Below are 22198 nucleotides of genomic sequence, written 5' to 3'. Positions count from 1 at the left end.
GTTTTTATTCGTCAAACGTCAGTTGTTTCACTTTGTCGGCGTCAAGCCGTTTGATTACTTCGACAAGCAGCTTGACCGTGTTTTCATAATCGTCGCGATGCAAAATGGCGGCGTGCGAGTGGATGTAGCGCGTCGGAATGGCGATCGTCAGCGACGGGACACCGCTCGCTGTCAAATGGATCGCCCCTGCGTCCGTGCCGCCGCCAGGCATGGCGTCAAAATGGTACGGAATGTTCAGTTCTTCCGCCACCTCGATGACAAATTCGCGCAACCCGCGGTGTGACACCATCGTCGCATCGTACAACACAATGTGCGGGCCGGCACCGAGTTTGCCCATCGCTTCTTTTTCCGACACGCCCGGCGTGTCGCCAGCCACGCCGACGTCAACGGCAAAGGCGATGTCCGGCTGGACGGACTGGGCAGCCGTGCGCGCGCCGCGCAAGCCGACTTCTTCCTGCACCGTGCCAACGCCGTATACCGTGTTCGGATGGTCGACGCCCTTCAGCTGCTTGAGCACATCGATGGCGACCGCACAGCCGATTCGGTTGTCCCACGCTTTGGCGAGCAGCATTTTTTCATTGTTCAATACCGTGAATTCAAAATACGGCACGATCATATCGCCCGGGCGAACGCCCCATTCCATGGCTTCCTCGCGGCTCGTCGCGCCGATGTCGATGAACATGTCTTTGATGTCGACCGGCTTTTTGCGCGCTTCCGGCGGAAGAATGTGCGGCGGCTTCGACCCGATGACACCGGTGATGTCGCCTTTTTTCGTCACAATCGTCACGCGTTGGGCGAGCATCACTTGGCTCCACCAGCCGCCGAGCGTCTGAAAGCGGATGAATCCTTTGTCATCGATTTGCGTGACCATAAAGCCGACTTCGTCCAAATGACCGGCGATCATCACTTTCGGCCCGCCGGATTTCCCTTCTTTTTTGGCGATCAAGCTGCCGAGCCCGTCGGTGGTCACGTCATCGGCATAAGGAGCTATGTATGTTTTCATGACTTCGCGCGCTTCCCGTTCATTGCCCGGCACGCCTTTGGCATCGGTCAGCGCTTTCAGCATCGTCAACGTTTCGTCTAACTTCGCCATCTTGGCACCCCTTTCCGTTTTTGTCCACTTTTTTATTATACTTGAAAAAGCTGGCGGTTGGCAAAATTCAATCATTTGTCATCCGAAAGAAAAAGAACTTAATACCGTTCATTTTGCCGTTGGTGGTTCACTTCATTTTTCCGGCGATACGCGGCGGTGATTTCATCTGGCGAAAAACCAAGCGCCGCGCCAAGGCACAAATACTCGGTAAACAGCTCGTGATAATCCGCACTCGCTTTCGTCATCCCAAACCGGTCAGCGGCATGAAACACGGCGAGAAACTGTTCGACTAGCGACCGCTCGGCTAACGGGGCTTCATTTTCTTGATAAAACAAGCCGCACTCAAGGCCGAGCGAAAGCAAAAAGTGCAACCCATCGACGTACTCTTCAAGCACTTTCTCTGTCGGTGAAGACGGCTTCACGCTCCAAAACTTAAAACAGCGCGTCTCGTTCGCCAGCTCGCCGAGTTCAACGAGAAAGGCGAGCATCTTTCGGCTGAACAAGTCTTCCTGCACGAGACCGTGCTCCGCTTCAATCCGCTCATCCAACATCCGCTGCATGTCGTAAAGCAAGGTCCAGTTCATTCTCTCCTCCCCTTTCTACTCGATCCACTGCCAATACACAATGAATTCTGCCGTCGCCAACAGCGGCAAGCCGTATCGAAATCCACGATGGCGCGTTTTATGGCGAAACGTATACATGCCCGCCATGGCTCCGAAAGCGCCGCCCACCCACGCCAGCAGCCAAAGCGTCCGCTCAGCGATGCGGAAACGATGGCGTCTCGCCTTATATTTATCAAGCCCCATGGCAAAAAAAGCGAGAAGATTGACGGCTATGGCATATTGTATCATACGGTCCCTCCCTCACTCCATTTTCTATAATAAAAATGGCCATCCCCGTTCAGGATGGCCATCGTAATTACTTATTCAAGTTCGCTTTTGCCAAATCAGCGAGTTGGGCAAATGCCGCTTGGTCATTGACCGCCAAGTCAGCGAGCATTTTCCGGTTTACTTCGACGCCAGCCAGTTTCAAGCCGTGCATGAGGCGGCTGTAAGACAGGCCGTTTTGGCGGGCCGCCGCGTTGATGCGGGCGATCCACAATTTGCGGAAATCGCGCTTCCGTTGACGGCGGTCACGGTACGCATACATGAGCGATTTCATCACTTGCTGGTTCGCAACTCTATATAACGCGTGTTTCGCGCCAAAATACCCTTTCGCAAGCTTTAATACTTTTTTGCGACGTCTGCGCGTCACTGGTCCACCTTTTACGCGTGGCATAATCGTTCCCTCCTATGATCGGTCATTATTTCAAGTTGTCAAGCATTTGACGGATGCGCTTGAAATCGCCAGGCGAGACGAGCGTCGCTTTGCGCAGCTGGCGTTTTTGTTTTTTCGTTTTATTCGCAAACAAGTGGCTCGTATACGCATGGCCGCGTTTTAATTTGCCGCTCGCCGTTTTTTTGAACCGTTTGGCCGAGCCGCGGTGAGTTTTCATTTTTGGCATCGTAGTTCCTCCTTACTTGTTGTCGTTTTTCGGTGCCAGCACTAAAAACATGTTGCGTCCGTCCATTTTCGGTGCCGTTTCGACGACCGCAATGTCGGCGCATGCTTCCGAGAAGCGGTCAAGGACGCGCTGTCCGATTTCTTTATGGGTGATCGCCCGCCCTTTAAACCGGATCGTCGCCTTCACTTTATCGCCTTTTTCCAAAAACTTGCGCGCGTTGCGCAGTTTCGTGTTGAAGTCATGCTCCTCGATCGTCGGGCTGAGGCGCACCTCTTTAATGTTGATCACCTTTTGTTTTTTGCGCGCTTCTTTTTCTTTCTTTTGCTGTTCAAAACGGAATTTGCCGTAATCCATAATGCGGCAAACGGGCGGTTTGGCGTTCGGGGCGACAAGGACAAGGTCCAAGTTGCGTCTTGCCGCGATCTCGAGCGCTTCCTGCTTCGACTTAATGCCGAGCTGATCGCCGTTTTGATCGATTAAGCGCACTTCCCGGGCACGAATTTGTTCGTTGATAATAAAATCTTTGCTAATAATGAGCCACCTCCAAGGTTTTTTCCGACTGGCTTGTTTGCCGGCAGAGCCCCGCTCCTAATGAAAAAGCGCGGATGCACAAAGCACCCGCGCACGACGTTCGAACAAACCATTGGCGAACCGTAACAACCTGCCAACAGCCGCCCAGGCGCCGGTCAGGTGAGAAGCGGGTGCTTCTGCTTTTGTTACAAACAAGCAATCATTCCACTTTATACACTATACCACCTTGGCGATGGCATGTCAAGGAGCCACTCTTGATAAACACAACGTCCTTTATTATAGCGAAACATCATTTCGTTGACAAGAGAAAATTGATGATTTTTTACAAAAAAGTTTTGCCGTCCTTCTCTCCTCTGTTTCTGGTACAGCGCAGCCGTCCGCCATGAAACAAACGCGGCCCGGCAAGCGGGCATGCCGCCTGCGGGCCGCTGTTAGTTCATCGTTCCTTCGCCTGTTTTTGCCGCACATCTTCTTCCAGCATAGCAATAAATTCATCAAGCGCGACCGTCCGGCTTTCTTTTTCGCCGTAGCGGCGGACGTTGACCGCCCGCTCGGCCGCTTCTTTGTCGCCAACGACGAGCATATACGGAATTTTTTGCATTTGTGCTTCGCGGATTTTATAACCGATTTTTTCATCACGTTCGTCGACTTCGACACGGAAGCCGTTCGCCTGCAGCGCTTGTTTTACTTCATATGCATAATCGAGATGGGCTTCCGGCGATACCGGGATGACTTCCACCTGCACCGGGGCAAGCCACGTCGGAAACGCGCCTTTGTATTCTTCGATCAAGAAGGCGACAAACCGTTCCATCGTGGAAACAACGCCGCGGTGGATGACGACCGGGCGATGCGGTTTTCCGTCTTCGCCGATGTATGTTAAGTCAAACCGCTCCGGCAAGAGGAAATCAAGCTGCACGGTCGAGAGCGTTTCATCTTTGCCGAGCGCCGTGCGCACTTGCACATCGAGCTTCGGCCCGTAAAACGCCGCTTCTCCTTCGGCCTCGTAGTAGTCGAGCCCAAGCTCGTCCATCGCCTCGCGCAGCATGCGTTGCGCCTTTTCCCACATCTCGTCGTCATCGTAATATTTTTCTTTATCGTGCGGGTCGCGGTACGACAGGCGGAACGAATATTCGTCGAGCCCAAAGTCTTTGTATACTTCCAAAATCAAATTGACGACGCGCTTAAACTCATCTTTAATTTGGTCCGGACGCACGAAAATATGGGCGTCATTGAGCGTCATGCCGCGGACGCGCTGCAGCCCGGTAAGCGCCCCGGACATTTCGTAGCGGTGCATCGTGCCGAGCTCGGCGATGCGGATCGGCAGCTCGCGGTAGCTATGAAGCTTGCTTTTATAAATCATCATATGGTGCGGACAGTTCATCGGCCGCAGCACAAGCTGTTCGTTATCCATTTCCATCGGCGGGAACATGTTTTCTTTATAATGGTCCCAGTGGCCTGACGTCTTATACAGCTCGACGCTGCCGAGCACCGGCGTATATACGTGGTCGTAGCCAAGGGCGATTTCTTTATCGACGATGTACCGTTCGATCAGGCGGCGGATCGTCGCCCCTTTCGGCAGCCAAAGCGGCAGCCCTTGTCCGACTTTTTGCGATGTCGTAAACAGCTCGAGCTCTTTGCCAAGCTTGCGATGGTCACGCTCTTTCGCCTCTTCAAGCAAGTGCAAATAATGATCCAACTCTTCTTTTTTGAAAAACGCCGTGCCGTAAATGCGCTGCAGCATTTTGTTGTTGCTGTCGCCGCGCCAGTACGCGCCCGAGATGCTAAGGAGCTTAAACTCTTTGATTTTCCCGGTCGACGGCACGTGCACGCCGCGGCAAAGATCGAAAAACTCGCCTTGCTCGTAGATGGAAATCGTCTCACCTTCCGGAATGTCGCGGATCAACTCGAGTTTCAAGTCGTCGCCGATTTCGTCATACAGGCGAATGGCCTCATCGCGGCTCACTTCTTTGCGGACGATGTCGAGATTTTCTTTGACAATGTTGCGCATTTCCGCCTCAATTTTCGGCAAATCATCCGGCGTCAGCTTATGCTCCATATCAATATCATAGTAGAAGCCGTTTTCAATGACCGGGCCGACGCCAAGCTTAACGTTGTCATACAGCCGCTTGATGGCCTGCGCCATTAAATGGGCGGTGCTATGGCGCAAAATGTCAAGCGCCTCAGGCATGTCTTGGGTAATAATCACGAGCTCGCCGTCTTCGTGAAGCGGCGTGCGCAAATCGACGAATCGGCCGTTCCATTTTCCGGCGACCGCTTTTTTCTTCAGCCCCGGGCTGATCGAGGCGGCGATGTCTTCGGTTGACGTTCCGCTTGGAAACTCCTTTTGCGCTCCGTCCGGGAACGTAATGCGAATGACGTCTGGCATGAAGTTCACTCCTTTGCATTGATGTCAAAATAAAAAAACTCCTCCCTCAAAAAGGGACGAGTTTTCGTCGTGGTTCCACCCTTCTTCCCATGGCAAACCAACGCCATGGCTCAACACCGATAACGGCCGTCCGCCGGCGGCAACTACTGGGCGTTGCGTTCGCTGCCGCAGCTCTGAGGGGGTAAGCACATTTTTCGTGTTAGGAAGGTTCCAGCCGCTGCCTTCCCTCTCTGGAAACCGTAAAAATGCGCCCATGTCCTCATCATCGCTTGTGTTCATTCATTTTCATGACGTCATTATAGCGAAAACAACAGGAAAAATCAAGATTCTTCCCGCTTTCCCGCGCTGGCGGGAGACGGGCGGAGAAAATCGGCGCGCCGCCGGAGGCGAAGCCGCTCTTGGAACACGTTTTGCATCGTCTGCACCATGCCGTCATCCGGGTGGTCCGTGTACAGCTCGATTTCAGCCGGGGCAAGCGAAACAAGCGGCGCCAGCACGGAAGAATCGATGTACATCGGCTGGCTGAAGACGAGGTGGCGGTCAATCATTTGCTTCACTTCAGCCGTTGACAATTCGCGTCGGTCGCTGTCATAAAACAAAAAGCGCGGCGGATCGTGCACTAAATAGAGGCGCGTCCATTTCGGCGTCCGGGAGGCAAGACAGTCGCGCAGCATTTGCACAAAGGTTTGGTATTCCTGCTCCAGTTTGTATTCGTCAATCGCCAGCTCGACGTAATGTTGGAGGCGCTCCATATACGGCTTTAACCGAAACGTGACAAAGGAAGAAAACGAAAACGACAGCCCATCGCGCAAAAAGGAAGCGAACGCGCCGCGCACAAGAGCCGCGCGCGAAGCGGCAAACGCCGCCCCTTTCCGGTAGTCGCGCCGCTCGCCGTCCAAAAACGAATGGGCGAGCGCTAAAATTTGCTGCTGTTCTTCCACATCACGGAAATAAAAGACGTCAGAGATGATCGATAAAAGCAGCCGATCTTCCACCATTTCCTGCACAAACGCCGTCATGGCCGGTATGATATGCCTCTCAAGCACGTGCTTCTCCTCACCATGTATGTAAACCGCCACGGTGTTGTTTCCGTCATAGGCGGCGTGAAACAGCGGACACGCATCCCGTTTCCGTTCATTCAGCAGCCAAAACAATTTCTCCGCCTCGCTTGCCTCGTCAAAATGGATTTCGATCACCCGCTGTCCCCCCTTCGTCCGAGATCAATGCTTGGTTTATATATATGGGGACAACCGGCCGTTTAGACTAAAAAAAGCGCAAAGCTTAGCGTCGTTTCACCTAAGCGCGGCCAGACAAAAAAATCGGCGCCCTGTTTTCAGGAGCCGATGGCAAAGAGCGGACAAGGGTTGCGAGAATGCGGCGCGTCGATTAGCCGTTTTGCTCGCGGCGGTTTGGCCCGGTCAGTTCAATCGGGTACGCCAAGTAGCGAATCCGTTCCATGATGCGCGCCGCCTTCACCTTCTCCTCCTCGCCGCGCTGCGAATACGTTAAATGATGGGCAAGCTGCTGCAGATCAAAGTTGGACGTAAAAAAGGTCGGCAAGTTTTCAAACATCCGGTATTGCAAAATCGGGCCGAGCACATCGTCGCGCACCCAGCTTGACATCGCCTCAGCGCCGAGATCATCGAGCATCAAAATAGGCACTTTTTTCACGTAATCGAGCTTTTCGTTCATCGTCTGGTCTTGAAGCGAATGTTTCAGCTCACGAAACAGCTCCGGCACATAGACAATGAGCGACGGAATGTTTCGCTTGGCGAGCTCATTGGCGATCGCCCCAAGCAAATACGTTTTGCCGACGCCAAACGATCCGTGCAAATATAACCCTTTCATTTTTTTTCCCGGTTTGTATTCTGTCACAAACTTCTCGGCGAACTTGATCGCTTTAATCCGCCCGTCATCGCTAAGGTCAAGGTCAGACAGTGAGGCGTTTAAAATTTCCCGCGGGACAAACATGCTTTGAATCAGCGATTCCTGCTGCCTCCGCTCGTCGTCTTGCACTTTTTTGGGACAGCGGTCATACTCGGTGTCAATCCGCCCGCCGACGATCACCAAGTTCGGGTGGTACCCCGGCAGCATGTTCGGGCATTGCTCAAGCCCCGGGCATTGGCGGCAGTGCCGGCTTTGCTCGATAAATTCATACAGCTTCATCAAACTGCGGTCAACCATATCGTCTGACAGCCGCTGCTCGTGCGCCCGCAAAAACGGCTGCACGTCCGGATGTGTCAAAATATAGCGCCTCATTTGTTCGTAACGCTGCTTAAACCCTTGGTTGCCAAGCAGCCGCTGCAACAAGTGGTTTACTCGTTCCATCACTTTTACACCTACGATCCATCACGATATTTTTTCAGCCGTTCTTCAAGCTCTTTGCGCGCCTGTTCCACATCAAAGTCGTCGTCGTCCGGTTGGCTGTAATCCATCTTCAGCCAATCGGGAACGATTTCTGTACGCACAACCTTGCGCACAGTCCGTGTTCCTTTTTCCTTCTCATTCGCCCAATTTTGGTATGTCTTTGCTTCCTCTTTGGCCAGCTCCATCGCTTCTTTGACCGTCCGCACTTTTTTGCGCGCCCAATGGCTGGCAATTTTTTCGACATATTTTTTTGATAGTTTCATATTCGTCCGCAGCATCACGTAATAAATCAATACGTTGACGACACCGGGGAGGAGCTGTTGCTGAAACATAATGTCTTCAATCAGCTGCAAATCGCCCAGCGACGGTTCCGCACCGCCGGCAATTTCTTTCAGCAGCTGGCGCGGGGAAATCGTTTCGAGCTGCTTCATTAACAGCTCTTCCTTCGTGCGCGGTTCGACGCTCTCCATCGTCCGGTGGGCGAGCGGCTGCACCCGTTCGACAAGCCGCGGCGCGGCGCCCCCATGCTCAAGCTCATACCATTCGCGCGCCGCCTGGCGCAGCGCATCAATATCGATATGGTACGCCGGATCGATGACGCCAAGGACGATTTTTTGCATTTCAAGCGGCGGAATGCCGTATAAAAAGGCCAGCCTTTTGATCGCCTCTCTCACTTTCGCCGTCACCGCCCGGCGCGGCACCATCTGTTTCGATAATCCGGCAAAAAACAGATCAAAATCAAACACGCCGTCATCGAGCGCATACGCTGCCTCATCCCGTCCGATGTGCACCTTCCCGTCCGGCGGCTCGAGTTCATGTCTCGCTTCTTCGCCGAAACCGGCGACGATTTGCTCCGCTTGGACGGATGAAAAAACATCGGAAAACGAGCGCGTCACCCGGGTAAACTTCGTCTCGTCGACCGAGGGGCGGGCAAAAAACTCGTTCAGTCGAGCAAACAAATGGCGGCCGACTTGCCGATACAAAAAGACACTGAGCATTTCGTCGCGGAAAAACTGATCAGGCGCCAACGGCGGACGCAGCTCGTAAAGAAACTGTTTCGTCTCTTCCGTTTCCAAAGCGCGGACATATGTATTCAACAGTCCGATTCCTTCAAGCTTCAGCCGTTCGCTGTAAATGTCCGGCAGCCCGCATTGCATCAGCGCCATTAGCCGGTGATGGGTCGCTTCCCGTCCGCCGAGCAGCTCAAGCTCCCCCCAAAGCGTCATATAAAGCGCGAGCGCGCGATAGCCAATGAGCGGCTGATAGAGCATCGTCAACACTTTCCGATCCACATCATGCACGATTCCGCGGCTTTGCACCGTGTACCGGTCGACGGCAATCAGTTCTTTCCAATGGTGTTCCATCGTCCCGACCTTCCATTCCGCCGTAGTTGTTTCAACCCGTCTCTCTCCTTTCCTGCCCGAAAAACCGTTGAAAAAAGGGCTTGCCGCCTAACGCCAAAGCCCTTTTACCGCTGTCCTTTTTTAATCAGCTCTTTTAGTTCTTCGATAAACACATTAATGTCTTTAAACTGCCGATAGACGGAAGCGAAGCGCACATAGGCCACTTCATCGATGCGCGACAGCCGCTCCATGACCATTTCGCCGATCGTTTCGCTTTTCACTTCCGATACACCTTGGTTGCGCAGCTCACGCTCGATTTCTTGCGTCACTTTTTCCAGTTCCTCGAGCGCCACCGGCCGTTTTTCGCACGCTTTAATCAAGCCGCGCAAAATTTTTTCCCGGCTGAATTCCTCTCGCGTTCCCTCTTTTTTCACGACAATGAGCGGCGGCTCCTCGATCCGCTCAAACGTCGTAAACCGGTAATGGCATTGTTCGCACTCCCGCCGGCGGCGGATCGAACGGCCTTCCTCGGCCGGACGCGAATCAAGCACGCGCGTGCCTTGATGATGGCATGACGGACATCGCATAACATTCACTCCGTTTGTCTTCTTATTTTCTATCATACCGGAATGGCGGGAAGCAGACAAGCCATACTTAGCTGTTTAACCCGGAGCCGATATATGGCAGGCGAGCATCAAGCTTCCGGTACAGCTCAAGGATCACCGCCCGGCTGCGGCCGAAATCAAACGGCAACAGCTTCGTCTCCGTCGTCACGGAAAAATCGACCGCCGTTTCAAACGGCCGCACGGAAATGACGGTAGCGACGATGAACAACTTTTTGCCGCGCTTTGTTTGCGCACAAATTTCGCCGCGCTCTTCGGAAACAGAAACGAGCTCGGCGCCGGGCAGCGACGAGAGCAGCTCCTTGACCGCATCGATGACAGCGCGGTTCGTCGCCTTATAATAATGGCTTCGCAGCTCGGGGTCTTCATGGGTTTCCCGCGTTTCGCAATGGTTTGTCAACGCATACTTCAACTTTTTCCACACGCTCATAGCCACGTCTCCCTAGTCGTTCTTTTTCTTCCATCATACCATGATTTTCACCGCTGTTGCACCGCCGAGGGCGCAAAAAAAGGAGCGTTCCGCTTACGCTCCTTTCGGTTTATCATTATCCAATTACAGCGCGTGCGCCTTTTTCACTTCGATTGGACGCATGCCGCGCGGAAGTTCGATCGTTTCCCGCGTTTGCGCGCCGAGCTTTTCCGCGATGTAGTCAGCGGCAATCGTCGGGTCTAAATGGCCGCATGTATACACATCAATGCTCGCATAGCCATGTTCGGGGAACGTGTGAATCGTTAAATGCGATTCTGAAATAATGACGACTCCGCTTACGCCTTGTGGAGCGAATTTATGGAACGCGACTTCGCGAATTTCCGCCCCTGACTTTAATGCGGCGTCGACGAACGTTTTTTCAATAAAATCGATATCATTCAGTTTGTCAAAGTCGCATCCCCAAAGTTCCGAGATAACGTGACGACCCATCGTATCCATGCAAAGAATCCCCCTTTGAACCAATTTTCTCAAATAAAAAAACAGATTGTCGTTTGCAAAATGGCATGTATAACTACCACGGGGGAAAGTTAGTCCTAAGAGGTCCTAACCCTTTAAGTAGTCACATTACCTTTGCCCTTAAGAAGTTCACGAAACATAGTATACTTTGTTTAGGGGGTTTTTGCAACAGGCTTTTTTAATTTTTTTTACATAAGAAAAGGAAAAAACGCCCAAGCCGATCGACGTCGGCCGGGGCGCTTTCAAAAGCGGATCGGATGGGCCTTGCGGTGCACTTTCAGGCAACTGGCCGCGGTACGCTCTCCTGCCTACAGTCACGCCAAGAAGCGGGGCTTTTCCCGGTTCGGGATGATGAAATAAGCCGGCGGATGGCCGGCGGAGTCATTACGCATTGACGTGCAGACGCTCATTCATTTTGGCGGCGACAAGACGGGCCAAGTCAACAACGCGGCACGAATAGCCCCATTCGTTATCGTACCAAGCGAGCACTTTCACCTTCCGTCCGTCGATGACCATCGTCGACAAACCGTCAATGATCGCTGAATGCGGATTCGTGTTGAAATCAATCGACACAAGCGGTTCCATCGTAAAATCTAAAATGCCCTTCAACGGACCGTTGGCCGCGCGAAGCAGCGCCTCGTTCACTTCATCAATCGTCACATCCCGCTTAACGTCGACGACCAAATCGACAAGCGAGACGTTCGGTGTCGGGACGCGCAGCGCCATGCCGTGAAGCTTTCCTTTTAAATGCGGCAACACTAAGCCAAGCGCTTTTGCGGCCCCGGTCGTCGTCGGGATGATCGATTGCGCGCATGAACGGGCGCGGCGCAAATCTTTATGCGGGTTGTCAATATTTTTTTGGTCGTTCGTATAGGCATGAACGGTCGTCATCAGCCCGTTTTCAATGCCGAATGCCTCGTCAAGCACTTTGACAACCGGCGCCAGGCAGTTCGTCGTGCACGACGCGTTCGAAATGATGAAATGGCGGTCGATGTCAAGCATCTGCTCGTTGACGCCAACGACGATCGTCACATCCTCATTTTTGCCCGGGGCGGTCAAAATGACGCGCTTCGCCCCGGCGTCTAAGTGGAGACTCGCTTTTTCGCGAGCGTTAAATTTGCCGGTCGCTTCGATGACGATATCGATATCAAGCTCTTTCCACGGCAGCTGCTGCGGATCGCGCGAGTTTAATAGCTTCACTTTTTTGCCGTTGACAAGCAGGCCGTCTTCTAAGGGGGCGACATCCCCGTCAAACTTGCCGTGGTTCGAGTCATATTTCACTAAATGGGCTAACGTTTCGGGCGGATAGCTGGCATTGACCGCCACAATATCAAGATCAGGGGAATCGATGGCTCTCCGGAATACCATCCGTCCAATTCGTCCGAATCCGTTAATCGCCACTTTCGCCTTCATTCACCTTGTTCTCCTCTCATATATGTTATACTATTTATTCATATCTATACAAATAGTATATCATATTTTTCGGGAATGTGGAGAACAAAATGGCAAAAAAGAAACAAAAAAGACGCCTATTTTTCCAAGGCGTCCCATTGTTGTAAAATCGACAATAGCTGTCGGCGCGTCTCTTCCATTGTTCCGTTATTGTCAATGACCGCATCGGCCCGTTTCACTTTTTCTTCGAGCGGCCACTGGGCGCGGATGCGGGCGAGCGCTTCCTCCTCGGTGAAGCCGTTTCGCACCATGAGGCGGCGAAGCTGGACATCATCGTCGACGTAAACAACAAGCACCCTGTCTACCCAATCGGTCAGTCCGCTTTCAAATAAGAGCGGAATATCCAATACGACCGTTTTGGCCCCGGAACGGACGAGCTTCTCTTTTTCCGCAAGCATTTTTCGGCGCACAGCCGGATGGACGATGGCGTTCAGCTTTTTCCGTTCTTGTTCGTTGTTGAAGACGATCGCCCCGAGTTTTGCCCGGTCGATCTCGCCGTTCTCCTGTAAAACGTCCGGACCGAAGACGGCGACGATTTGCCGATACGCCTCTTCTCCCGGTTCGACGACAGCGCGCGCCGCCTCATCCGCGTCAATGACCGGAAGGCCGAGTTCACGCATCATGGCGCTGACCGTACTTTTGCCGCTTGCGATTCCGCCGGTCAACCCGATCGTTAATGCCATTGAACTTCTCTCCTTTTTATTTGCCGCCTACCGTTGGCAGTGCGGACAATAGTGCGTACCGCGGCCGGCGACGACCGTTTTTTCAATCGGGGTTCCGCACCGTTTGCACGGTTCCCCTTTGCGGCCGTAGACGAACAAGCTATGCTGAAACGTGCCGGCTTCCCCTTGCGTGTTGGCGTACGTTCGCACCGTACTTCCCCCTTTCATGACCGCCTCGCCGATCGTTGCGACCATCTGTTCATGCAGCCGCTTAATTTCTTCGTCCGTCAGCGAAGCGGCCGACCGTTCGGGAAGAATGCCGGCGCGAAACAGCGATTCATCAACGTAAATGTTACCAAACCCAGCGACGACCGTTTGGTCAAGCAGCAACGCTTTCACGGTCCGCTTCGTTTTCGCAGCCCGTTCCGCCAATACGGACGGGGAAAACGCCGGGGACAGCGGCTCCGGCCCCAATTGATCAAGCGGCGGCCGGCGGTCGCCCTCCTCCTTCGCGTACACATGCATCGTTCCGAACTTGCGTACATCGCGGTAACGGAGTTCGCTGCCGTCCGTGAAGCGGAACACGACGTGCGTATGCGGATCAAGCGGCTCATGTGCGCCGGCGACGGTGTAACGCCCTTCCATGCGCAAATGGGAAACGAGCATATCGCGGTCAAGCAAAAACTTCAAAAATTTCCCGCGCCGATCGATGCCGCGCACCGCCTGTCCGGCAAGCCTTGCGGCAAACGCCTTCGGATCTTGCGGATGGCGGATGATGTTCGGCCAAAACACTTCGACATCTGCAATCGTTTTGCCAACAACAAGCGGCAACAGCGTGCGGCGGATCGTTTCCACTTCCGGCAATTCCGGCATCACGCCCCCTCCTTTCTTTTTGCTCGTTTGTCTGTACACTCACAAACATGCCGGCTTCTTCCTTGCCGCCCGCCGGCGTCCCGAATCGGGCAAGGACGGTTCTCTTGATTGACGCCGACTCGGCATCTTTCCATATTGGCCTCAGCCCGCGGCTAGGGGAAGTTTTTTCGGTTAGCAGCAGCCTGCACGCATTACCGGTTGGCGCCCGGGCACATACACCTCATTTGGCATCATACCATGTCGGGCCGTAATGATAATCGACTTTCAGCGGCACGCGGAGCGCAACCGCCTGCTCCATCACCTCCGGAACGAGCTGGCATAGCCGCTCCATTTCCTCTTTTGGCGCTTCCAAAATGAGCTCGTCATGCACTTGCAGCAACAGGCGCGCCTGCAGCCGCTCTTCTTTCAGCCGCGCTGCTAAATCGATCATCGCCTTTTTAATAATGTCAGCGGCGCTTCCTTGAATCGGCGTGTTCATCGCCGTCCGCTCAGCAAAGCTGCGGACGTTGAAGTTGCGGCTTGTAATATCAGGCAAATAGCGGCGCCGGTGCAACAGCGTCGTTACATATCCTTTCTGTTTCGCTTCTTGCACAATGGTTTCCATATACCGCTTCACGCCCGGAAAGCTGGCGAAGTAACGTTCAATAAATTCGGCGGCTTCTTTGCGCGTAATGTTCAAATTTTGCGCCAGCCCATAATCGCTGATGCCGTAAACGATGCCGAAATTCACCGCCTTTGCCTGACGGCGCATAGTGGCCGTGACTTCCTCTTCGCTCACATGGAAGATGTCCATCGCCGTTTTTGTATGAATATCCAAATCGCGCCGGAACGCTTCGATTAAATTGTCGTCATCGGCGATATGGGCGAGGACGCGCAGTTCGATTTGCGAGTAATCGGCGGCGAAAATGAGCCAGTCCGGCTCTGACGGGACGAACGCCTGGCGGATTTTCCGCCCTTCTTCGAGCCGAATCGGGATGTTTTGCAAGTTCGGCTCAGCCGAGCTGAGCCGCCCGGTTTGCGTCAGCGCTTGGTTGAACATCGTATGCACTTTGCCTGTATCCGGATGCACAACTTTCAACAATCCTTCGATATACGTCGACTGCAGCTTGCCAAGCTGGCGGTAATGCAAAATGTTTTCGACGATTTCATGGTGGGGCGCGAGCTTCTCAAGCACATCGGCCGAGGTCGAATAGCCCGTTTTCGTTTTCTTCAGCACTGGCAGCTGCAGCTTTTCAAATAAAATGATCCCGAGCTGTTTTGGCGAGTTGATGTTAAACTCTTGACCGGCCAGCTCATAAATGCGCTGCTCGACGGCACGCAGCTGCTCGGCGAGCTCGGAACCCATCTGCTCAAGCCGCTTTGTATCCACTTTTATTCCAGTGAACTCCATTTCAGCCAAAATGGTTGCCAGCGGCTGCTCGAGCTTGATTAACAACCCGTCTTGCTCGTTGCTTCGCAATTCGTCCAGAAACGGCCGTTCCAGCGCCCAAATGGCCGCCGCTTTGCGGACGAGATGCTCAGCAAGCGTCGGCTCGTCGGGCAGCGACCGCTTGGCGCCTTTGCCATAGACCGCTTCATCCGGCCGCACCGCTTCATATTGTTTCATTTTCGCCACTGCAGCAACATCGCCGGCATCTTGAGCCGGGTTGAGCAAATAGGCAGCGAGCAATAAGTCAAAGGCGACGCCGCGCAGTTCAATTCCTTTCCACTTTAAGGCAACTGCAGCCCGCTTGGCGTCAAACATGCTTTTTTTCTTTGTCTCATCGGCAAGCCAGGCCAAAAATTGCGAATCCGCAAGCGCCATCTCCGCACGCAGGAAAAAACGCCCGTGCTCGTTCACTAGCGCGATTCCGACAATCGGGGCATCGTGATAGTTTTCTTCCATCACCTCAACGACAAGCGCCGCCTTGTCGGCCAGCATCTCGTCAGTGATGCCGTCAGCGATGACAAACTCCATCTCCATAAGCGGCGTCTCGTCTTCGGCTGTCGGCGCATCCATTTTTTCCAAAAACGACTGAAACCCGAGCTCTTTAAATAACGCGATCACTTTTTCCCGGTCTTGCCCTTCGTAGATGATGTCATCTAGCGACAGCTCAACCGGGGCGTCGCGGCGAATGGCCGCCAGCTGTTTGCTTAAGAGCGCCAAATCGCGGTACTGGCGCAAGTTTTCTTTCAGCTTTTCCCCTTTGATCTCATCGATCGATGCGAGCACGTTTTCGACCGTGCCAAACTGCTTCAGCAGCTTGACCGCTGTTTTTTCCCCGATGCCCGGAACACCAGGGATGTTGTCCGACTTATCGCCCATCAGCCCTTTTAAATCGACCATTTGCTCCGGAGTCAAGCCGTATTTCTCCTCGACCGTTTCCGGCGTGTACGGCTCGATATCGGTGATCCCTTTTTTCGTAATATCGACCGTTACATGAGGGGAGGCGAGCTGGGTTAAATCGCGGTCGCCGGAAATGACTTTCACTTCAAATCCTTCCTGCTCAGCGCGGGCGGCAAGCGTCCCGATAATATCGTCCGCTTCATAACGATCGAGTTCATAAGCGGGGATGCGGTACGCGTTTAACAGCTCACGCAACAGCGGAAACTGCTCAGACAGTTCCGGGGGAGTCTGCTGCCGCCCGCCTTTATACTCTTGAAACGTTTCATGGCGAAACGTCGTTTTTCCGGCGTCAAACGCCACCAGCAAGTGGGTTGGCCGTTCTTCGGCCAAAATTTTGTTCAACATCATCGTAAACCCGTAAACCGCATTCGTATGAATGCCTTTGTCGTTATGCAAAAGCGGCAAGGCGAAAAAGGCGCGGTACGCCACGCTGTTGCCGTCAATTAAAACGAGTTTTTTCTTCAATCTCATCCCTCCTCGAACGCTCCTTGTTCTATTGTACCATGCCGGCGGCCCGCCATAAAAAACAAGCCGGCTACCGCTCCGGCTTTGGAAAATGAATCGTAAACACGGTGCCGCGCCCGACTTCGCTCGCTACCGTAATATGGCCGTGATGAGCCTCCACCAAATGTTTGACGATTGAAAGACCTAGCCCCGTTCCGCCGGAATCGCGGCTGCGCGCCTTGTCAACGCGGTAAAAACGCTCAAAAATGCGGGGGATTTCCTTCTCTTCAATGCCAATGCCCGTATCTTTTACCCGAATGAGCACTTCCCGCTCGTTTTCTTCCGCTTCGACGGCCACTTGCCCATGTTCCGGCGTATAAGCGATGGCGTTTGCGAGCAAGTTGAGCAAAATTTGCTTCAGCCGATTTCGGTCGCCGCGGATGACAAGCCCTGGCGGCGCTTCGGCGCGCAAGTCGATTTGTTTTTCCTCCGCCTTTTGACGAAACACCGCCACCGCCTCGGCCGTCACTTCGGCGACGTTAACGTCATCGAGCAGCAGCTGAAATCCGTGCTGCTCAATTTTCGACAAATCGAGCAGCTCTTCAACGAGCGTTTGCAGCCGCTCGCTTTCCTTTAAAATAATCGTCAAAAAGTGCTCTAGCGCCTCTTCGTCTTTCATCGCCCCGTCAAGCAGCGTCTCGGCGAACCCTTTAATGGAGGTGACCGGCGTTTTCAGCTCGTGGGAAACGTTAGCGACAAAGTCCTTGCGAATTTGCTCGAGCCGCTTCAATTCGGTAATGTCATGGAACACTGCGACGATCCCTTTCCATTCCGCGTTCGTCCCGATAATCGGGGCGCCGTACACGTCGAAATGCTTCCGTTCAATGCCGATCGTCAACCGCATGTGCCGGCGCATCGCTGTTTCGGTGATAAAAATATCATCGATCAACTTGACAATGTCGCGGTGCGGCAGCACATCGGCATACGGACGGTACAAACAGGCGGACGGCTCAAGATGAAAATACGTTTGGAATGCGCGGTTGATCAAATGGATATGCCCGCGGTGGTCGATAAACAACAAGCCACTGCCGACGTTTTCGATGAGCGTATGGAGCCGGTCGGTTTGAATTTCCCGCGCCCGGCTCATTTCCTGCAAGTTGCGGGCAAGCCGGTTGATGGAGCGGACAAGCATGCCGGCTTCTTTATATTCGCCATCAGGCACCCGAGCGGCATAATTGCCTTTTTCGAGCTCAAACGCCACTTTGGTCGCCGCCTCAATCGGCCTCATATATTGGTTGGCGATCTTCCAGCCGAGAGCAACGATAACGACGAGCGCCATGCCAAGGCTGCTGATGAGCACGCCCCAAATTTGCTGGTTCACTTTTTTCAGCGAACTCGTCGGCGTGCTTAAAATGACATATCCGCCCCGCTCGCCGCCGCGCCCATACGGCGCAATATAGTAGTACACGTCGTTCGCTTTCTCGATCACCGAAAAGCGGGGAAACTGCTTTTTGTGCAAAATGGTGCGGATGATGCGCTCGTGGTCTTCGTCGCTGATCGCCGCGATGCGCCCGCTGTCAAACCGCAGCCGCTCTTGGCGATCGAGCACCGTGATGCGCGACGACAGCTCATCCCCCATTTCCTTCAAGTCCGCGCGAATTTGCTCAAGCGGCTCATTTTCAAGCAAAATGGCGAGCGCTTTCGCTTCTTTTTCCATCCGTTTGTTCATCGTCTCGGCGTAAAAGTCCTTGAGCACTTGCCCGAGCAAAAGGCCAAGGGCGATCAAGACGGTGACAATGAGCGTTACGAGCCAAAATAGAAGCCGGGTGCGGAAGCTATTCATGCCGCTTCGGCTCCTCCAATTTGTAGCCGAGGCCGCGCACCGTTTTAATGTACGCCGGTTTTTTCGTATCTTCCTCAATTTTCTCGCGCAAATGGCTGATATGGACGTCAACAATGCGCGTATCGCCGGCAAAGTCGTAGTTCCAGACCGCGCTGAGCAATTGATCGCGCGTCAGCACCCGTCCTCTATGCCGCGCCAAGTGAAGAAGCAGCTCAAATTCTTTTGGCGTCAGCTCAAGCGGCTTGCCGCCGATCACCGCTTCGTATCGCTCCGGAAAAATCTCCAGCTCGCCGATGACGATCCGTTCGCCCGATTCGGCCACCGCAGGGACAAACTCGGTGCGGCGCAAAATCGCCTTCACACGCGCGACGACTTCGCGCGGGCTGAACGGTTTCGTCATGTAATCATCCGCGCCAAGCTCAAGGCCGAGCACTTTGTCAAATTCATCGTCCCGCGCCGTCAACATTAAAATCGGCGTCATGATTTGCTGCTGGCGGAGCTGTTTGCACACTTCGACACCGTCAAGCTTTGGCAGCATCAAGTCCAAAATGATCAGCGCCGGCTGCTCAGACGCCACCTTGGCAAGCGCCTCTTCGCCGTCGTAGGCGACGGCGACTTGAAAACCGGCTTTCTCCAAATTGTAAGACAAAAGCGTCACAATCGGCTGCTCATCATCGACAACTAAAATTTTCTTCCCCATGCTACGCCTCCATTCCGTCCAATATCTCCCGTTTTTATCATACCATAATTCGTGCTTTAACTCGTCAAAAAATGAAAGAAGCTGTTCTTTCGACGGTCGGCTTACCCGCGAAGAACAGCCTCTAACCCTTTGTTTGCCGTTTTCGGAGAGGATAACGATCGTTTTGTCAACAAGGGACGAGACTGCCCTGGAAAAACAGTCCCGAGCAGTCTCGTTTTCTCTTTCTGTCAAAAATTCTCTAACACGCGGCCGTCAAAGCGCGGCAGCGCATGCGGCGGACAGACGGACAGCGTTCCGTCAAGCACCGTCTCCTCACCGCGTGTCGCCGCCACGGTCAATGTGACACAGTGGCCCGCCTCGTCGACCTCTGTCACTTCTAGCAAAAATTCGAGCGTTTCATAATGGTAGACCGGGCGGAGAAAGCGAATATCTTGACGCGTAATGTAGCTTCCTGGACCCGGCAAATATTTGGAGACGGCTGACGTGATCATCCCCGTCAGCATGACGGACGGGACGATCGGCTTCCCAAGCGGCGTCTGTGAGGCGTAGTCATGCTGAATGTAAAGCGGATTCGCATCATCGGTCAGCCCGAGATAAAGAAGCAAATCTTTATCTTCGATAGCCGCCTGGAAGACAAGCTTTTCTCCCGGTTGAATTTCCCCGATCGTTCTCCCGAGCTTCCGTTTTTTTAACACGTTCCCACCCCTTTGTATAGAAAACGCTTTCAAAGAGAAGGCGCAAAAATTCGGGACAATGCCCGAATTTTTGCTTTATCGTTATTCTAACACGCGCATGACGTTTTTGACCGACTCGACCGACTTGGCGAGCGCCGCTTTTTCGTCCTCGGTCAGCTCAAGCTCGATCACTTTCTCGATGCCGTTGCCGCCCAAGATCGTCGGCACGCCGAGATAGATGCCTTCATAGCCGTATTCGCCTTCAAGGTAGGCGATCGCCGGCAAAATGCGGCGTTGGTCTTTCAAAATCGCCTCGACCATTTCGGCGAGCGAAGCAGCCGGCGCGTAGTAGGCGCTGCCGTTGCCAAGCAGGTTGACGATTTCACCGCCGCCTTTGCGCGTCCGCTCAACGATGGCGTCCAGACGGTCTTTTGGAATCAGCGTTTCAAGCGGAATGCCGCCGGCATATGAGTAGCGGACGAGCGGCACCATATCGTCGCCATGGCCGCCCAACACAAACCCGGTGACGTCTTTTACTGAAACGTTCAGCTCTTGGGCGACGAACGTGCGGAAGCGCGCCGTATCGAGGACGCCCGATTGGCCGATGACGCGGTTTTTCGGGAATCCCGACTCCTTAAAGACCGTATACGTCATCGCATCGACGGGATTCGTCAAGACGATGATGTAGCAGTTTGGCGAGTATTTGACGACTTCCTTCGTCACCTGTTTCATAATTTTTTGGTTTGTCGTCACTAAGTCGTCGCGGCTCATTCCCGGCTTGCGGGCGATGCCGGCCGTAATGACGACGATGTCGGAGTCCGCCGTGTCGGCGTAATCCGACGTGCCGATGATGTTTGCGTCAAAGCCGAGCACCGGGCTCGACTCAAGCATATCGAGCGCTTTCCCTTTCGTCGGATTCTCAAGCTGTGGAATGTCGACAAGCACGATGTCGCCAAGTTCTTTTTGCGCCAAAAGGAACGCCGTCGTCGCCCCCGTAAATCCGGCGCCAATGACCGAAATTTTTTTCCGTTTCATCGCCATCGTTTGCCATCCCCTTCTTAAATGGTTAGTCCATATTGCGGATGAGCGCATCAGCAAATTCCGAACATTTCACTTCGGTTGCCCCTTCCATCAGGCGGGCGAAATCGTACGTTACAACTTTGGACGCAATCGTTTTTTCCATGGCTTGAATAATCAATTTAGCTGCTTCATTCCAGCCGAGATGCTCAAACATCATGACGCCGGACAAAATGACGGACGACGGATTGACTTTGTCCAAGCCAGCGTATTTCGGCGCCGTTCCGTGCGTCGCTTCGAAAATGGCATGTCCGGTTTCATAGTTGATGTTCGCCCCCGGCGCGATGCCGATGCCGCCGACTTGGGCCGCGAGCGCGTCGGAAATGTAGTCGCCGTTTAAGTTCATCGTCGCGATGACGTCAAACTCGCGCGGGCGCGTCAAAATTTGCTGCAGGAAGATGTCGGCGATGGCGTCTTTAATGATGATTTTGCCATTCGCTTCCGCGTCCGCCAGCGCTTTGTTCGCCGCTTCTTTTCCTTCCGCTTCAACGATGCGGTCGTATTGCGCCCATGTGAACACTTTATCGCCGAACTCTTGTTCAGCCAGCTCGTAGCCCCAGTTTTTAAACGCCCCTTCGGTGAACTTCATAATGTTCCCTTTATGGACGAGCGTGACCGATTTGCGGCCGTGTTCGATCGCATAGTTGATCGCCGCACGCACGAGCCGCTTCGTTCCCTCTTCAGAAATCGGCTTGATGCCGATGCCGGACGTTTCCGGGAAGCGGATTTTGCGCACACCCATTTCGTTTTGCAAAAAGTCGATCACTTTTTTCACTTCCGGCGTGCCTTTCGCATACTCGATGCCGGCGTAAATGTCTTCCGTGTTTTCGCGGAAAATGACCATATCCGTATCTTCCGGCCGTTTGACCGGCGACGGAACGCCTTGGAAGTAGCGGACCGGGCGGAGGCAGACGAACAAGTCGAGCTCTTGGCGGAGCGCCACGTTCAGCGAGCGGATGCCGCCGCCGACCGGCGTCGTCAACGGCCCTTTAATGGCGATTATGTATTCACGAATCGTCTCCAACGTTTCATCCGGAAGCCAACTGCCCGTCAGTTTATACGCCTTTTCACCGGCGAGCACTTCCTTCCAGACGATTTTCTTCTCGCCTTTGTACGCTTTTTCCACCGCTGCTTCGAGCACGCGCGAAGCGGCTGCCCAAATGTCCGGGCCGGTTCCGTCCCCTTCAATGAACGGAATGATCGGATTGTTTGGAACGTTGAGCACACCATTGGTGACAGTAATTTTTTCCCCTTGCGTCACGAGTAAAACCCCCAATGCCATTTTTTATTGAAA

At 53.6% G+C, this 22198-nt stretch carries 22 protein-coding genes and 1 other annotated feature; all 22 genes read right to left on the bottom strand.

The window, feature by feature from the left end; translation table 11 throughout:
- Positions 1-4 precede the first annotated feature (4 nt).
- A complete protein-coding gene (locus tag GS3922_RS02645; RefSeq protein ID WP_063165056.1) occupies positions 5-1093 on the bottom strand; it encodes a M42 family metallopeptidase in 1089 nt (362 codons plus the stop codon).
- A gap of 98 nt (positions 1094-1191) precedes the next feature.
- Positions 1192-1677 carry a dUTP diphosphatase gene (locus GS3922_RS02640; protein WP_063165055.1) on the bottom strand — a complete coding sequence of 162 codons (486 nt, stop codon included), beginning with the start codon at positions 1675-1677 and terminating at the stop codon, positions 1192-1194.
- A gap of 15 nt (positions 1678-1692) precedes the next feature.
- A complete protein-coding gene (locus GS3922_RS02635; protein WP_063165054.1) occupies positions 1693-1944 on the bottom strand; it encodes a DUF1294 domain-containing protein in 252 nt (83 codons plus the stop codon).
- A gap of 67 nt (positions 1945-2011) precedes the next feature.
- Positions 2012-2371 carry a 50S ribosomal protein L20 gene (gene rplT / locus GS3922_RS02630; protein ID WP_011887944.1) on the bottom strand — a complete coding sequence of 120 codons (360 nt, stop codon included), beginning with the start codon at positions 2369-2371 and terminating at the stop codon, positions 2012-2014.
- A 25-nt stretch (positions 2372-2396) separates the two neighbouring features.
- On the bottom strand, positions 2397-2597 hold the full coding sequence (rpmI, locus tag GS3922_RS02625; RefSeq protein WP_025949458.1) for a 50S ribosomal protein L35: 201 nt from the start codon (positions 2595-2597) through the stop codon (positions 2397-2399).
- Positions 2598-2609: 12 nt separating this feature from the next.
- Positions 2610-3131, bottom strand: coding sequence for a translation initiation factor IF-3 (gene infC / locus GS3922_RS02620; protein ID WP_081208289.1), 522 nt, complete (start codon positions 3129-3131; stop codon positions 2610-2612).
- Between the two features lie 53 nt (positions 3132-3184).
- Positions 3185-3316: a sequence feature (ribosomal protein L20 leader region), on the bottom strand.
- Between the two features lie 248 nt (positions 3317-3564).
- Positions 3565-5514: a threonine--tRNA ligase gene (gene thrS / locus GS3922_RS02615; protein ID WP_063165052.1), complete on the bottom strand. Its 1950-nt coding sequence runs from the start codon at positions 5512-5514 to the stop codon at positions 3565-3567.
- Between the two features lie 320 nt (positions 5515-5834).
- Positions 5835-6710, bottom strand: coding sequence for a putative sporulation protein YtxC (gene ytxC / locus GS3922_RS02610; RefSeq protein ID WP_063165051.1), 876 nt, complete (start codon positions 6708-6710; stop codon positions 5835-5837).
- Positions 6711-6900: 190 nt separating this feature from the next.
- Positions 6901-7842 (bottom strand): primosomal protein DnaI, encoded by a 942-nt coding sequence (gene dnaI, locus GS3922_RS02605; protein WP_063165050.1) that lies wholly within the window; start codon positions 7840-7842, stop codon positions 6901-6903.
- Between the two features lie 11 nt (positions 7843-7853).
- Positions 7854-9245 (bottom strand): replication initiation and membrane attachment family protein, encoded by a 1392-nt coding sequence (locus GS3922_RS02600; protein WP_063165049.1) that lies wholly within the window; start codon positions 9243-9245, stop codon positions 7854-7856.
- A gap of 104 nt (positions 9246-9349) precedes the next feature.
- A complete protein-coding gene (gene nrdR / locus GS3922_RS02595; protein WP_063165048.1) occupies positions 9350-9811 on the bottom strand; it encodes a transcriptional regulator NrdR in 462 nt (153 codons plus the stop codon).
- A gap of 67 nt (positions 9812-9878) precedes the next feature.
- Positions 9879-10277 carry an aminotransferase class IV gene (locus GS3922_RS02590; protein WP_063165047.1) on the bottom strand — a complete coding sequence of 133 codons (399 nt, stop codon included), beginning with the start codon at positions 10275-10277 and terminating at the stop codon, positions 9879-9881.
- 123 nt (positions 10278-10400) lie between these two features.
- The gene (gene speD / locus GS3922_RS02585) at positions 10401-10775 is read right to left on the bottom strand and encodes an adenosylmethionine decarboxylase (RefSeq protein WP_020960856.1); all 375 of its coding nucleotides are present in this window, start codon (positions 10773-10775) and stop codon (positions 10401-10403) included.
- Positions 10776-11177: 402 nt separating this feature from the next.
- Positions 11178-12206, bottom strand: a complete 1029-nt coding sequence (locus GS3922_RS02580; protein ID WP_063165046.1) for a glyceraldehyde-3-phosphate dehydrogenase — start codon at positions 12204-12206, stop codon at positions 11178-11180.
- Between the two features lie 116 nt (positions 12207-12322).
- Entirely contained in the window at positions 12323-12928 is a 606-nt protein-coding gene (gene coaE / locus GS3922_RS02575; protein ID WP_063165045.1) for a dephospho-CoA kinase, read from the bottom strand.
- 27 nt (positions 12929-12955) lie between these two features.
- Positions 12956-13780: a DNA-formamidopyrimidine glycosylase gene (gene mutM / locus GS3922_RS02570; RefSeq protein WP_063165044.1), complete on the bottom strand. Its 825-nt coding sequence runs from the start codon at positions 13778-13780 to the stop codon at positions 12956-12958.
- Positions 13781-14000: 220 nt separating this feature from the next.
- Positions 14001-16637, bottom strand: a complete 2637-nt coding sequence (polA, locus tag GS3922_RS02565) for a DNA polymerase I (RefSeq protein WP_063165043.1) — start codon at positions 16635-16637, stop codon at positions 14001-14003.
- Between the two features lie 64 nt (positions 16638-16701).
- The gene (gene pnpS / locus GS3922_RS02560; RefSeq protein ID WP_063165042.1) at positions 16702-18453 is read right to left on the bottom strand and encodes a two-component system histidine kinase PnpS; all 1752 of its coding nucleotides are present in this window, start codon (positions 18451-18453) and stop codon (positions 16702-16704) included.
- A complete protein-coding gene (locus GS3922_RS02555) occupies positions 18446-19153 on the bottom strand; it encodes a response regulator transcription factor (protein ID WP_063165041.1) in 708 nt (235 codons plus the stop codon). Before GS3922_RS02555 ends, pnpS begins: the two co-directional genes overlap by 8 nt.
- A gap of 227 nt (positions 19154-19380) precedes the next feature.
- Positions 19381-19848 (bottom strand): MaoC/PaaZ C-terminal domain-containing protein, encoded by a 468-nt coding sequence (locus GS3922_RS02550; protein WP_063165040.1) that lies wholly within the window; start codon positions 19846-19848, stop codon positions 19381-19383.
- An 81-nt stretch (positions 19849-19929) separates the two neighbouring features.
- Entirely contained in the window at positions 19930-20868 is a 939-nt protein-coding gene (mdh, locus tag GS3922_RS02545; protein ID WP_063165039.1) for a malate dehydrogenase, read from the bottom strand.
- A gap of 25 nt (positions 20869-20893) precedes the next feature.
- Positions 20894-22165 carry an NADP-dependent isocitrate dehydrogenase gene (gene icd / locus GS3922_RS02540; protein WP_063165038.1) on the bottom strand — a complete coding sequence of 424 codons (1272 nt, stop codon included), beginning with the start codon at positions 22163-22165 and terminating at the stop codon, positions 20894-20896.
- Between the last annotated feature and the right edge of the window lie 33 nt (positions 22166-22198).

The organism is Geobacillus subterraneus, assembly GCF_001618685.1.
Classification (GTDB): domain Bacteria; phylum Bacillota; class Bacilli; order Bacillales; family Anoxybacillaceae; genus Geobacillus; species Geobacillus subterraneus.
Note: the sequence above shows the minus strand (reverse complement) of the source record. Positions and strands in the feature narration are given on the sequence as shown.

Excerpts from the sequence above, each read along its gene's own strand:
- mutM (WP_063165044.1), bottom strand. The coding sequence starts at position 13,780 with ATGCCGGAATTGCCGGAAGTGGAAACGATCCGCCGCACGCTGTTGCCG.
- pnpS (WP_063165042.1), bottom strand. The coding sequence starts at position 18,453 with ATGAATAGCTTCCGCACCCGGCTTCTATTTTGGCTCGTAACGCTCATT.
- dnaI (WP_063165050.1), bottom strand. The coding sequence starts at position 7,842 with ATGGAACGAGTAAACCACTTGTTGCAGCGGCTGCTTGGCAACCAAGGG.
- GS3922_RS02555 (WP_063165041.1), bottom strand. The coding sequence starts at position 19,153 with ATGGGGAAGAAAATTTTAGTTGTCGATGATGAGCAGCCGATTGTGACG.
- GS3922_RS02580 (WP_063165046.1), bottom strand. The coding sequence starts at position 12,206 with ATGAAGGCGAAAGTGGCGATTAACGGATTCGGACGAATTGGACGGATG.
- rplT (WP_011887944.1), bottom strand. The coding sequence starts at position 2,371 with ATGCCACGCGTAAAAGGTGGACCAGTGACGCGCAGACGTCGCAAAAAA.
- GS3922_RS02590 (WP_063165047.1), bottom strand. The coding sequence starts at position 10,277 with ATGAGCGTGTGGAAAAAGTTGAAGTATGCGTTGACAAACCATTGCGAA.
- GS3922_RS02645 (WP_063165056.1), bottom strand. The coding sequence starts at position 1,093 with ATGGCGAAGTTAGACGAAACGTTGACGATGCTGAAAGCGCTGACCGAT.
- nrdR (WP_063165048.1), bottom strand. The coding sequence starts at position 9,811 with ATGCGATGTCCGTCATGCCATCATCAAGGCACGCGCGTGCTTGATTCG.
- GS3922_RS02640 (WP_063165055.1), bottom strand. The coding sequence starts at position 1,677 with ATGAACTGGACCTTGCTTTACGACATGCAGCGGATGTTGGATGAGCGG.
- GS3922_RS02635 (WP_063165054.1), bottom strand. The coding sequence starts at position 1,944 with ATGATACAATATGCCATAGCCGTCAATCTTCTCGCTTTTTTTGCCATG.
- rpmI (WP_025949458.1), bottom strand. The coding sequence starts at position 2,597 with ATGCCAAAAATGAAAACTCACCGCGGCTCGGCCAAACGGTTCAAAAAA.
- GS3922_RS02600 (WP_063165049.1), bottom strand. The coding sequence starts at position 9,245 with ATGGAACACCATTGGAAAGAACTGATTGCCGTCGACCGGTACACGGTG.
- thrS (WP_063165052.1), bottom strand. The coding sequence starts at position 5,514 with ATGCCAGACGTCATTCGCATTACGTTCCCGGACGGAGCGCAAAAGGAG.
- speD (WP_020960856.1), bottom strand. The coding sequence starts at position 10,775 with ATGGATACGATGGGTCGTCACGTTATCTCGGAACTTTGGGGATGCGAC.
- coaE (WP_063165045.1), bottom strand. The coding sequence starts at position 12,928 with ATGGCATTAACGATCGGGTTGACCGGCGGAATCGCAAGCGGCAAAAGT.
- polA (WP_063165043.1), bottom strand. The coding sequence starts at position 16,637 with ATGAGATTGAAGAAAAAACTCGTTTTAATTGACGGCAACAGCGTGGCG.
- mdh (WP_063165039.1), bottom strand. The coding sequence starts at position 20,868 with ATGGCGATGAAACGGAAAAAAATTTCGGTCATTGGCGCCGGATTTACG.